The sequence below is a fragment of the Achromobacter sp. Marseille-Q4954 genome (assembly GCF_943737025.1).
Lineage (GTDB): Bacteria > Pseudomonadota > Gammaproteobacteria > Burkholderiales > Burkholderiaceae_B > Achromobacter > Achromobacter bronchisepticus_A.
Genome location: NZ_CALSFQ010000005.1, coordinates 133,815 through 146,272 on the forward strand (window position 1 = coordinate 133,815; position 12,458 = coordinate 146,272).

A 12,458-nucleotide genomic window follows, 5' to 3' on the forward strand; every position below is an offset into this window, starting at 1 on the left:
GTCATGAGCGGGCCGACCTACAGCGCGCCGGCCCACTGGAACCTGGACAGCATCGTCTCCGGCCTGCGCGAAGCGCGCGTGGCCTGGCGCGGTCCCCGCGGCCGCCTGCGCGAAGACGCCGGCCTGCGCGAATTCCCGTCGCAGGAAAGCCTGCGCCAGATCGTCAAGGACCTCTGTGGCGCCTTGTTCCCGATGCGCCTGGGTCCGATCGACCTGCGCGAGGAGGTCGAGGACTTTTACGTCGGCCATACCATCGGTGCGGCGCTCGACGCGCTGCTGCACCAGGTCTGTCTGGAACTGCAGTACGTGGGCCGGCCCGAACAGACCGGGCCCGCGGATGCGCGCCAGCGCGCCATCGAGATCGTGCGCCAGTTCGGCGCCGAGCTGCCGCGCGTGCGCGCCGCGCTGGACCTGGACGTGACCGCGGCCTATCAGGGCGACCCGGCCGCGCACAACGTGGACGAGGTCCTGCTGTGCTATCCAGGCGTGGCGGCGATGATCCACCACCGTCTGGCCAATGTGCTGTGTCGCCTGGGCGCGCCGATGCTGGCGCGCATCGTGGCGGAAATCGCGCATGCGGATACGGGCATCGACATCCACCCGGGCGCCACCATCGGCCGCAGCTTCTTCATCGACCACGGCACCGGCGTCGTGATCGGCGAGACCGCCATCATCGGCGACCGCGTGCGCCTCTATCAAATGGTCACGCTGGGCGCCAAGCGCTTCCCGCCCGGCGAAAACGGCGAACTCAAAAAGGGCCTGGCGCGCCACCCCTTGATCGAGGACGACGTGGTGATCTACGCTGGCGCGACGATTCTCGGCCGCGTCACCATCGGCAAGGGTTCGACCATCGGCGGCAACGTCTGGCTGACCCGCAGCGTGCCGCCGGGCAGCAACGTGACCCAGGCCAGCCTGGTCAGCGACATGCCCGACTGCGGCCTGGGCGGCTGAGCAGCTTGAGGCCGCTGCCCTCCTTGCGCAGCGGCCGGCCCTGAGGAGCCTGGATGGACACTCGAGTCTCTGATCTGGCCGCGCTGCGCGGCTTTGTCGACCGCCACCCGCGGCTGTTCGTGCTGACGGGAGCGGGCGTCAGCACCGACTCCGGCATCCCCGACTACCGTGACACCGAAGGCGAATGGAAGCGCAAGCCGCCCATGACGCTGCAGACCTTCATGGGCGGCGAACTGGCGCGGGCGCGCTATTGGGCGCGCAGCATGGTGGGCTGGCGCCGTTTCGGTCAGGTGCAGCCCAATGCCTCGCACCGGGCGCTGGCGCGGCTGGAATCGCGCGGCCGCGTTTCGGTGCTGGTGACGCAGAACGTCGATGGCCTGCACGAGGCCGCCGGCAGCCGCGACGTCGTGGACCTGCACGGCCGGCTGGACGAGGTGCGTTGCATGGCCTGCGATTGGCGCGGCGGCCGCCAGGCCTGGCAAGAGGCGCTGCAGGACGGCAATCCGGAATGGACGCTGCTGGAAGCCTCGGACGCGCCTGACGGCGACGCCGACCTGGAAGGCGAGGACTTCGCGCAATTTCAGGTCCCGCCCTGTCCGCGCTGTCGCGGCATCGTCAAACCGGACGTGGTTTTTTTTTGGTGAAACCGTGCCGCGCGAGCGCGTGGACCACGCCAACGCCGGCCTCATGAACGCCGACGCGGTGCTGGTGGTGGGGTCATCGTTGATGGTGTATTCCGGCTACCGCTTCGTCAGCGCCGCGTCGCGCAACGGCATGCCGATAGCTGCCATCAACCTGGGGCGCACCCGCGCCGACAGCATGCTGACCCTGAAAGTGGAACTGCCCTGCGCCGTGGCGCTGGACGCGCTGTAACACGCCCTAGGGCCGGCCGGTTTTTGACCGGTCTAAGCAAGTGCTTGCCCTGCAAAGGTTTTTTTCCGCTGTTACAGACCTTTCCATAGGGTTGTCCACAGGAACTGGGGATAACTCCTAGGGATAACCCCGACTTTTCGACCTTTTTCGGGCAGCGTTTGTCAAGTCTCGGCGGCGTCCGCCATGTCCCCCATTAGCGCCTTGCGGGCCGCGTGCCAGCTGCCGGCGTCCGGCGCATACAGCAGGCCGCCGGTGCGATGCGTGGGCTTGTAGGGCGAACCGTCGAAGTGGGCCGCGTAGCCGCCGGCCTCGCGGTGCAGCAGCCAACCGGCAGCGTGGTCCCAGGCTGTCAACTGGTTGTAGAACGCGATGTGGCAGTGCCCGGCGGCCAGCATGCGGTACTCATGCGCGGCGCAACGCAGCGAGGCGGTGCTGCCCAGGCGCGACAGGTTGCTGTTGACGGTGGTGCGCATCGGCTCGGGCAGGGCGCCGGTCGAGATCAGGCCGTCCATGTCTTCGGGCGGCGCGGGGCTGGCCACCGCGAGCTGGGCCTGCTTGCCGTTTTCATATTCCATCCAGGCGCCTTCACCGCGCACGGCGAGGGCGCTGTCGCGGCTGACCGGGTCGTAGATGACGCCCGCGATCACGTCGCCGCGATGGCAGGCGGCGATCATCATGCCGAAGAGAGGCAGGCCCGCGACGTAGTTGCGGGTGCCGTCGATGGGGTCGATCAGGAAGGCCAGGTCGGCGTCGACCAGCATGTTCAGCAGCGCGGGATTGCGGGCCGAGGCTTCTTCGCCGATCAGCACGGCGCCCGGATGCAGCTTGGCCAGGCGCGCGGCGATCAGGCGCTCGGCGGCTTCGTCCGCGTCGGTCACCAGGTCGCGGGCGGAGCTTTTGCCGCGCACCGCGCCTTCCGGCAGATTGCGAAAGCGCGGCATGACTTCCGTCTGCGCGGTTTCGGCCAGGATAGCGGCAAGCCGGCGGGTGTCCTCGCGGGTGAAGGTTCTGCTCATACGGACTCGTTCGGTCAGGGAACGCGCAAATCTACCATGCCCGGCGCAGGCCGCGATGCAACATATCGGACTCTCGCCAGCACGCCGGGGAAATGCAAGCGGCCCCCGCCGGCAGAAACCGGCGGGGGCCGCAGTGCGCCAGGGGCCGTCAGGCGCCCAGGTCCACGCAGAGGTACTTGATCTCCAGGTACTCTTCGATGCCGTACTTCGAGCCTTCGCGGCCCAGGCCGGATTGCTTGACGCCGCCGAACGGACCGACTTCATTGGAGATGATGCCGGTGTTGATGCCGACGATGCCGTACTCCAGCGCCTCGGACACGCGCCAGATGCGGGCGTAGTCGCGGGTGAAGAAGTAGGCGGCCAGGCCGAAGATGGTGTCGTTGGCCATGCCGATGACTTCCGCTTCGGTTTCGAAGCGGAACAGCGGGGCCACCGGGCCGAAGGTTTCCTCGGTCGCGAAGCGCATGGACTGGGTCACGTCGCGCACCACGGTCGGTTCGAAGAAGGTGCCGCCCAGCGCGTGGGGCTTGCCGCCGGCGATCACCTTGGCGCCGTGCGCGGTGGCGTCGGCGATGTGCTCCTGCACCTTTTCCACGGCGCTGCTGTCGATCAGCGGACCCTGGGTCACGCCGTCGGCGAAGCCGTCGCCGACCTTCATGGCCTCGACCTTGGCGACCAGGCGCTTGGCGATTTCTTCGTACACGCCGGCCTGCACGTAAATGCGGTTGGCGCAGACGCAGGTCTGGCCCGCATTGCGGTACTTGGAAGCCAGGATGCCGTCGACCGCGCGGTCCAGGTCAGCGTCGTCGAACACGATGAAGGGCGCATTGCCGCCCAGTTCCAGCGACAGCTTCTTGATGGTGGGCGCGCATTGCTCCATCAGCGTGCGGCCGACTTCGGTGGAGCCGGTGAAGCTCAGCTTGCGCACCACGTCGCTTTCGCACAGGGCCGCGCCGATTTCGCGCGAGCTGCCAGTGATGACGTGGAACACGCCCGCGGGCACGCCGGCTTCTTCAGCCAGCACGGCCAGCGCCAGCGCGGTCAGCGGGGTCTGCTGGGCGGGCTTGACCACCATGGTGCAGCCGGCGGCCAGGGCCGGGCCGACCTTGCGGGTGATCATGGCGGCGGGGAAGTTCCACGGCGTGATCGCGGCGGTGACGCCGATGGGCTGCTTGAGCGCCATCAGGCGCTGGCCGGCCTTGGGGCTTTGCAGGATGTCGCCGTCGATGCGCTTGGCTTCTTCGCCGAACCACTCCAGGAACGAGGCGGCGTAGGCGATTTCGCCGGCGGCTTCGGTCACGGGCTTGCCCTGCTCGGACGTCATGATGGCGGCCAGGTCCTGCTGGTTCTGCATCATGAGCTGGGCCCACTTCAGCAGGATGGCGGCGCGTTCCTTGCCGGTCTTGGCGCTCCAGGCGGGCAGGGCGGCCTCGGCGCTGGCGATGGCCTGTTCGGCTTCCTTGCGGCCCAGCTTGGGCACCGACACGATGGTCTTGCCGGTGGAGGGATTGTCCACGGGGATGGACGGGCCGTTGCCGGCGGCTACCCACTTGCCGTCGATGTAGCAGGCGTCGCGCAGCAGATCGGGGCGCGCCAGGGGATGGGTCAGTGCGGTCATTATTGGAGTCTCCTTGAAGGGATGCGGTGGGCCAGGAAACGGCTTGCGGGCGTGGCGGCTGATCCGCTACGCCCGCAAAACTTGTGCCTGCCCGCCGGAATACCGGTAGTTCAGGTCCTGTGCGTCAGGCGGCGAGCGCCTCGGACAGGATGGCCAGTGCGCGATCGAACTGGGCGTCGGGGATGGTCAAGGGGTACAGGAAGCGCAGGACGTTGCCGTACACACCGCAGCTTAGCAAAATCAGACCCTTTTCGATGGCGCGGGCTTGCACGCGCTTGACCGCTTCGGCGTCCGGCTTGCCGGTGGCGGGATCGTTCAGTTCCAGAGCGACCATGGAGCCCAGGCCGCGCACGTCGGCGATGCCCGGCACCTTGGCGCGCAGGCCTTCCAGATGCGCGCGCAGCTTGTCGCCCAGGGCGACGGCGCGTTCGCACAGCTTTTCCTCGGCGATCACGTCCAGCACGGCATGCGCCGCGGCGACCGCCAGCGGGTTGCCGGCATAGGTGCCGCCCAGGCCGCCGGCGGCGGGCGCGTCCATGACGTCGGCGCGGCCGACCACGCCCGAGATCGGGAAGCCGCCGCCCAGGCTCTTGGCCATGGTGATCAGGTCGGCCTGGACCGAGTGGTGTTCCATGGCGAACAGCTTGCCGGTGCGGCCGAAGCCGGTCTGGACTTCGTCGGCGATCAGCAGGATGCCGTGCTCGTCGCAGATCTTGCGCAGCGCCGTCATCAGTTCAGGCGGGGTGATGTTGAAGCCGCCTTCGCCCTGGACAGGTTCGAGAATGATGGCCGCGACGCGCTTGGGATCGATGTCGCACTTGAACAGCAGGTCCAGCCCCTTGAGCGAGTCCGCCACGGTGATGGACTGGGTGGCGTTGGGGAAGGGCACGTGATAAATGTCGCCCGGCATCGGGCCGAACGACAGCTTGTACGGGGCGACCTTGCCGGTCAGCGCCATGCCCAGCATGGTGCGGCCATGGAACGAGCCCGAGAAGGCGATGACGCCCGAGCGGCCGGTGGCCGAGCGCGCGATCTTGATGGCGTTTTCGACGGCTTCGACGCCGGTGGTGAAGAAGGCGCTCTTCTTCAGGCCGTCGATGGGGGCGAGGCGGTTGATGCGCTCGGCCAGCGAGACATAGCCTTCGTACGGCACGATCTGGTAGGCCGTGTGCGTGAAGTTGTCCAGCTGCGCGGCGACCGCGGCCTTGATCTTCGGGTGCAGGTGGCCCGTGTTCAGGACGGCGATGCCGCCTGCGAAATCGATGTATTCCTTGCCATTGGCATCCCACAGGGTGGCGTTTTCGGCGCGCACCGCGTAGAAGTCGCACATGACGCCGACGCCACGCGGCGTGGCCAGGGAACGGCGGGTATTCAGGTCCTGATTCTTCATCTCAGCCTCGGAGAGCATGATGGGCGGGAAAACCTTATTTAATGCTACGATGGCCCCATTTGTGGGAACCACTTTTATAAATCGGGTAGAACCAATTGCGGTCCATAGTCGGTGACTTGCTGCAGCTGCGGCTGGCGGACGGCTCCAGCGAGCCCATGAACAAGCGGCTGTACCGCGGCATCCGTGAAGCCATCCTGGATGGAGCCATTGCCGCGGACTCGCGCCTGCCCGCGTCGCGCGACCTGGCGGCCGAGCTCGGCATCGCCCGCAACACGGTGGTTCACGTCTACAGCCAGCTGCTGGCTGAAGGCTACACCCGCAGCCGCCAGGGCAACGGCACCTTCGTCAACGCCTCGGTGCCGGATTCCTACCTGGCCAGCGGCCGGCGCAAGCGCCAGCCGCCGCCCGCGCAGCCGCGCCCGGCGCTGTCGCCGCGTGGCGCCGCCATCGTCGATGGCGTCTCGGCCTCGCCCTACCAGTGGGGCGCCTTCATGCCCGGCGTGCCCGACCTGACCGAATTCCCGCACAAGAAGTTCGGCCGCATCTTCAGCGCCTTGTGGCGCAATCCCTCGCCCGACCTGCTGACCTACGCCTACGGCGGCGGGCTGCCGGCCCTGCGCGAGGCGCTGGCCCAGCATCTGGCGCTGACCCGCTCGATCGATTGCGATCCCGAGCAGATCATCATCACCGAAGGTTCGCATCAGGCCATCGACCTGACCACCCGCATCCTGGGCGAGGCCGGCGAGACCGCCTGGGTCGAGGATCCGGGCTACTGGGGGGCGCGCACCATCCTGCAGGCCAACGGCCTGCACACCGTGCATCTGCCGGTGGACGAGGAAGGCATGCGCCTGCCGGAAACCGTTGGCACGCCGCCGCGCTTCATCTTCGTCACGCCCTCGCACCAGTATCCGCTGGGGCCGGTCATGTCGCTGACGCGCCGGCGCCAGCTGCTGGCGGTGGCGCGGCAAAGCGGCAGCTGGATCATCGAAGACGACTACGACAGCGAATTCCGCTTCTCGGGCCGGCCCATCGCTTCGCTGCTGGGGCTGGAACCGGACGCGCCCGTGATCTATATGGGCACCTTCAGCAAGACCTTGTATCCGGGCCTGCGCGTGGGCTATCTGGTGCTGCCCAAGACCTTGACCGCCGCGTTCCAGGCGGCGCACGCGGAGCTCTACCGCGAAGGCCACCTGATGACGCACGCGGCCCTGGCCACGTTCATCTCGGAAGGTCACTACGCCGCCCACATCCGCCGCATGCGCATGCTGTATGGACGCCGCCGCGCCATGCTGGTCAATCTGATTGAACGCAGGCTGGGGCCGGATTGGCTGCATCGCGACGCCAGCATGGCGGGGCTGCACCTGGTGCTGACGCTGCCGCAGGACATGGACGACCTGCGCGTGGTGGATGTGGCGCGCAGCAAGGGCGTGCTGACGCGCGCGCTGTCGCGCTACTACGTCAACGACGAAGGCCGCCGGCCTGGCCTGCTGCTGGGCTACGCCTGCGTGCCCGAGCATGACATCGCGCGCAAGTTCGAGGTGTTGCTGGACAGTCTGAACGAAGTGGCGCGCGCGTCCGCCGCGGCGCAGCCCGTGGCCGCGTCAGGCGGGCGCTAGCGCTGCCGCGAAGGCCGCGGCGTTGCGCATGCCCTGGTCTTCGAAGTTGGTGTTGAACACCGCGTGCGCCTGGGCGCTTTGCGCCGCCAGGCGTGAGAAGCGCTCGGCCAGCTCGGCCAGTTCCTGTTCCGAGTATTCGTATTGGAAGCGGCCCGAGGACGCGGCGCCGGACACGTTCCAGGTGGCCGTGTTGCGCCCATGCAGGCGCAGCAGCGTCAGTTCCGGATGGGTGCATTCCCAGACCGCGGGGACGGTGTTGTCGAACCCTTGCGGACTGTCGACCACCGTATGGACCACCCCGAGATCGCGTTCGAAGGCCAGGGTGTCCGCGGTGGCGGCGGGCGAATCGAACCAGCTGCGGTGGCGGAATTCCGCCGACACCAGGTGTTCTTCCATGCGGCGCGCGCAGTCGGCCACCCGCGCCCGGCCGCGCGCATCGCGCCGGATCCAGGGCGGAAACTGGAAATGCACCGCGCCCAGCTTGCCGGCCATGCGCAAGGGCTCCAGCGCAAGCTGGTAGCGGCGCCAGAGTTCGTCGCGCAGGTCGGCGGGCATGCGGTCGTGGTAGATGACGGGTTCCGGCCAGTCAGGGAGTTCGCGCCGGATGTCCGCGGGCAATGCGGACAGCGGCGTCTGATGGCCGGTGAACAGCCGGAAGGCCTTGATGTTGAAGACGAAATCGTCCGGCGTGCGCTGCGCCCACAAGTAGGCGTTTTCGGCCGTGGGCATGGCGTAATAGCTGGAATCGACCTCCGCCATGGGAAAGCGCGAAGCATAGAAGCGCAGCCGCGCTTCGGCGCTGCGGACCTCGGGCGGGTAGAAGCGGCCGCAGGCCAGCAGGGTGGGGTCGGTCCAGGAGGCGGTGCCGCTCAAGAGGCGCATGGCCACAGGCAAATCAGACTTTATCGAAAAAATTCTGTATAAATATACAGTGTTCATCCGTAGCCCGGCAATGTCCGGGCTCGCCGTTTTCAGCGGCCGCCATGCTGCGGCCCCGTCCCATGTCCGACCAAACCGATACGTCCAACCCGTCCGCCGAACGTCCCGATCCCCTGGCCGATCTCAATCCCGCCCAACGCGAGGCCGCCGAGTTCGGCGTGGCCGGCGCGCCGGGGGACGACGGTCCCCTGCTGGTGATCGCCGGGGCCGGCTCGGGCAAGACCAATACGCTGGCCCACCGGGTCGCGCACCTGATCCTGAACGGCGCCGATCCCCAGCGCATGCTGCTGTTGACCTTCTCGCGCCGCGCGGCGCTGGAAATGGAGCGGCGCGTGGGCTCGGTGCTGCAGCGGGTGATGCGGCTGCGCGCCACGCAGCAGGCGCCGTCGCTGCCCTGGGCCGGCACCTTCCACGCCATCGGCGCGCGCCTGCTGCGCGATTGCGCGCAACGCATCGGCCTGTCCGAAGCCTTCACCATCCATGATCGCGGCGACGCCGAGGACCTGATGGGCATGGTGCGTCACGAGCTGGGCCTGTCGTCCACCAAGTCGCGCTTTCCGCTCAAGGGCACCTGCCTGGCCATCTATTCGCGCGTGGTCAACAGCCAGACGCCGGTGGCCGACGTGCTGAAGACCTCCTTCCCCTGGTGCGCCCAATGGGAAGACGAACTCAAGAACCTGTTCCGCGCCTACGTCGCGGCCAAGCAGGACCAGCAGGTGCTGGACTACGACGACCTGCTGCTGTACTGGGCCGAGATGATGGGCGATCCCGGCATCGCGGCCGACGTGGGGGCGCGCTTCGACCACGTGCTGGTGGACGAATACCAGGACACCAACCGTCTGCAGTCCGCCATCCTGCTGGCGATGAAACCCGACGGCCGCGGTTTGACGGTGGTGGGCGACGATGCCCAATCCATCTATTCGTTCCGCGCGGCCACGGTGCGCAACATCCTGGATTTTCCGAACCAGTTTCCCAATCCGGCCCGGGTCATCACGCTGGACCGCAACTACCGTTCGACCCAACCCATCCTGAACGCCTCCAATGCCGTGATCGGCCTGGCCACGGAGCGCTACGCCAAGGACCTGTGGACCGACCGCCAGTCGTCCCAGTTGCCTGAACTGGTGACGGTCAGCGACGAAGCCGGCCAGGCGCGCTGGGTGGCCGACCAGGTGCTGGCGCAGCGCGAGGGCGGGGCCACGCTCAAGTCGCAGGCGGCGCTGTTCCGCACCGCCAGCCACAGCGCCGCGCTGGAACTGGAGCTGACCCGGCGCAACATTCCCTTCGTGAAGTTCGGCGGCCTGCGCTTCCTGGAGGCCGCGCACGTGAAGGACCTGTTGTCGATATTGCGCTGGGCGGAGAATCCGCGCGGCCGCATGGCGGGCTTTCGCGTGGCGCAGTTGCTGCCGGGCATCGGACCCGCCACGGCCGGCAAGCTGATGGACGCCATGTCCGCCTCCGCCGAACCGCTGCGCGCGTTGCGTGAATTCAAGCCGGGCGCGGCGGCGCAGGAAGAGTGGGGCGCTTTCGCCGATACCTATGCGGCCTTGTGCGATCCCGCGCTGAAATGGCCCGCCGACGTGGACCTGGCCCTGCGCTGGTATGGCGCGCAACTGGAACGGCTGTACGACGATGCGCGCGTGCGCCGCGCGGACCTGGACCAGCTGGTGCGCATCGCCGCGGGCTACGGCACGCGCGAACGCTTTCTTACCGCGCTGACGCTGGATCCGCCGGACGCCACCAGCGACGAGTCCGGCGCGCCGCATCGCGACGAGGACTACATGATCCTGTCCACCATCCATTCCGCCAAGGGCCAGGAATGGAAGGCGGTCTACGTCCTGAACGTGGTGGACGGCTGCATCCCGTCGGACATGAGCACCGGCACGGCCGAGGAAATCGAGGAAGAGCGCCGCCTGCTGTATGTGGCGATGACGCGCGCCAAGGAACGGCTGCAGCTCATCGTGCCGCAGCGCTTCTACGTGCACCAGCAGACCGGCATGGGCGACCGGCACGTCTACGGTTCGCGCACGCGCTACATCACCAATGCGATGCTGCCGCTGTTCGATCACTTGCCCAAGCTGCCGGATCTGCCCGCCGGGCGCGCAGCGCCCAAGGAGCCGCAGGCGCCCAGCGTGGATGTGGCCAAGCGGGTGCGCAACCTGTTCTCGTAGGCTGGGCTATCATCGGCCGATACACAAGCTGTCCGGTCGGGATCGCATTGACCAAGGGTGTTTATGTCTACTGAAGAACAGGCCGCCGACGACTCGAAACGAGAGGTCGTCGCATCGATCGCCTACGTGAACGGACGGCGGGAGCGCGAGGTTCCCATCGATCAGGTCGCCCAGTACGTCAGCCAGGACCACGGCATGCTGTGGATCGGCCTGCGCAATCCGCGCCCGGAAGTGCTGGCCAAGGTCGCCAGCGAACTCGGCGCCTGCGACAAGAACCAGGAAGAAATGCTGGAAGCCCACCGGCGGCCGAAGATCATCGACTACGGCAACATGATCCTCATCGTCGCCATCACGGTCGAGGTCGAGGCCGAGCGCCCCATCTTCGGCGAGACCCAGTTCCTGATCGGCGACGGCTTCCTGGTCACGGTGCGGCGCGGCGCCACCGCCGGCCATAGCCCCTTGCGCGAACGTCTGGAAGCCTCGCCCGACCTGCTCAAGCGCGGCAGCGACTATGTGGCTTCCGAGCTGCTGGACTGGCTGGTGGACCGTTATGTGGCGGCCGCCGGCAAGATCGAGTCCGTGGTCGAGGGCGCCGAACAGAAGCTGCTGATCCGCGGCGCCAAGGACTCCGACATCCGCAGGCTGTACCGGCAGCGCCGCGACTTGCTGCGTATCCATACCGTGGTGTCGCCGCTGGCCGAGATCTGCCGCCGCCTGGCGCGGGTCGAGATGTCGGCGGTGGACGAGCATGCCCGTCCGTATTTCGGCGAGGTCGCCGACCGCGTGCTGCGCGTGGATGAGCTTTTCAACTCGCTGCGCGAATCCCTGGCCTTCGCCTTTGAAGCCAGCCTGATGATAGGCCAGGCCGCGCAGAACGACACCACGCGCAAGCTGGCGTCCTGGGCCGCCATCCTGGCGGTGCCCACGGCCATTGCCGGCATCTACGGCATGAACTTCGAGTTCATGCCCGAACTGAAATCGCCCTGGGGCTATCCGATCACGCTGGGCGTGATCGTGTCGATCTGTTCGGTCCTGTATTGGCGCTTCCGCAAGTCCGGCTGGCTGTAGGAGGGGGGCAGCGCGCAGGGCCGCCGGCGGCCGGCGCGCGTAACCCGCCGGCCGGGCGCGACTCCACGTCCCGCCTTTATGGCAAACTGCCTGCGTTTTCCTACCTGGAGCCCGGCTGGTGCGCGGCAAATCTCCCTTACGCGGCGGCAGCAAGCTGACCGCCCTGATCGTCGCCGTGATCCTCGCGGCGGCGGGCGCCATCGTCAACTGGCTGCAGCCTTCGGAAAGAGATGGGCGCACTGAACGTCCGGCCCCTTCCACACAGGGTCGGCCCGGCGCGACGCTGGCTGGCGGCGTCCCGCAGGGCAGCTACACGCTCACCGGCACGATCGTGAACGTGGCCGACGGCGATACCGTGACCCTGCGCGCGCCCGACGGCCAGCACCGCATCCGCATGGACAGCATCGACGCGCCCGAAGAGGGCCACGGGTCCGATCAACCCGGACAGCCTTATGCCGAGGCTTCGCGCAAGAACCTGGCCGGCCTGGTCGCAGGCAAGACGCTCACCGCGCAATGCTACGAGAAGGATCAGTACGGCCGGGAAGTCTGCGCCCTGATCCTGGATGACGGCCGCTCGGCCAACCGCCTGCAAGTGGAGGCCGGTTACGCCTGGGCCTATACGGCGCGCCAGGGGGACTACCTGCGCGACAAGGCCATGCCGGACCTGCAGCGCCAGGCCAAGGCAGCCGGGCGCGGCCTGTGGGCGCAGCCCGGCGCTATGCAACCCTGGAAGTGGCGCTACGACTGCTGGCGGCAGCGCCAGTGCGGCTGAACCCGCGCGGGCCGGCCCGGAACGCCGCGCCCAAGCGCCGCCAGCCC

General features: G+C 67.9%; 9 protein-coding genes and 1 pseudogene. 6 read left to right on the plus strand and 4 right to left on the minus strand.

The annotated features are described in order from the left end of the window. Nucleotides 1–3 precede the first annotated feature (3 nt). Nucleotides 4–951 (plus strand): serine O-acetyltransferase EpsC, encoded by a 948-nt coding sequence (epsC, locus tag NGK62_RS31570; protein ID WP_251882014.1) that lies wholly within the window; start codon nt 4–6, stop codon nt 949–951. A gap of 53 nt (nt 952–1,004) precedes the next feature. Beyond that, nucleotides 1,005–1,824, plus strand: a pseudogene (locus NGK62_RS31575) (NAD-dependent protein deacetylase). A gap of 161 nt (nt 1,825–1,985) precedes the next feature. On the opposite strand, the gene NGK62_RS31580 reads toward NGK62_RS31575, so the two are convergent. The 3 genes from NGK62_RS31580 to NGK62_RS31590 all read right to left on the minus strand — a co-directional run bounded on the left by NGK62_RS31580 (nt 1,986) and on the right by NGK62_RS31590 (nt 5,848). Further along, nucleotides 1,986–2,840 carry an inositol monophosphatase family protein gene (locus NGK62_RS31580; protein WP_059372208.1) on the minus strand — a complete coding sequence of 285 codons (855 nt, stop codon included), beginning with the start codon at nt 2,838–2,840 and terminating at the stop codon, nt 1,986–1,988. A gap of 148 nt (nt 2,841–2,988) precedes the next feature. Continuing rightward, on the minus strand, nt 2,989–4,458 hold the full coding sequence (locus NGK62_RS31585) for an NAD-dependent succinate-semialdehyde dehydrogenase (protein WP_054453045.1): 1,470 nt from the start codon (nt 4,456–4,458) through the stop codon (nt 2,989–2,991). A 124-nt stretch (nt 4,459–4,582) separates the two neighbouring features. After that, nucleotides 4,583–5,848 carry a 4-aminobutyrate--2-oxoglutarate transaminase gene (locus NGK62_RS31590; RefSeq protein WP_118933836.1) on the minus strand — a complete coding sequence of 422 codons (1,266 nt, stop codon included), beginning with the start codon at nt 5,846–5,848 and terminating at the stop codon, nt 4,583–4,585. 95 nt (nt 5,849–5,943) lie between these two features. On the opposite strand from NGK62_RS31590, the gene pdxR reads away from it, so the two are divergent. After that, nucleotides 5,944–7,464 carry a MocR-like pyridoxine biosynthesis transcription factor PdxR gene (gene pdxR / locus NGK62_RS31595; RefSeq protein WP_353506935.1) on the plus strand — a complete coding sequence of 507 codons (1,521 nt, stop codon included), beginning with the start codon at nt 5,944–5,946 and terminating at the stop codon, nt 7,462–7,464. Here the strand turns inward: pdxR and NGK62_RS31600 are convergent. Continuing rightward, entirely contained in the window at nt 7,450–8,346 is an 897-nt protein-coding gene (locus tag NGK62_RS31600) for a DUF72 domain-containing protein (RefSeq protein ID WP_251882091.1), read from the minus strand. The two genes, pdxR and NGK62_RS31600, sit on opposite strands and share 15 nt — an antisense overlap. A 119-nt stretch (nt 8,347–8,465) precedes the next feature. Here NGK62_RS31600 and NGK62_RS31605 point away from each other — a divergent pair, with 119 nt between their 5' ends. The 3 genes from NGK62_RS31605 to NGK62_RS31615 all read left to right on the plus strand — a co-directional run bounded on the left by NGK62_RS31605 (nt 8,466) and on the right by NGK62_RS31615 (nt 12,411). Then, nucleotides 8,466–10,571, plus strand: a complete 2,106-nt coding sequence (locus NGK62_RS31605) for an ATP-dependent helicase (protein WP_251882016.1) — start codon at nt 8,466–8,468, stop codon at nt 10,569–10,571. A 63-nt stretch (nt 10,572–10,634) separates the two neighbouring features. Beyond that, complete coding sequence (locus NGK62_RS31610) at nt 10,635–11,639, plus strand: magnesium and cobalt transport protein CorA (protein WP_059372212.1); 1,005 nt, start codon at nt 10,635–10,637, stop codon at nt 11,637–11,639. 115 nt (nt 11,640–11,754) lie between these two features. Then, the gene (locus NGK62_RS31615) at nt 11,755–12,411 is read left to right on the plus strand and encodes a thermonuclease family protein (protein WP_165867919.1); all 657 of its coding nucleotides are present in this window, start codon (nt 11,755–11,757) and stop codon (nt 12,409–12,411) included. The last annotated feature ends 47 nt before the right edge of the window (nt 12,412–12,458 follow it).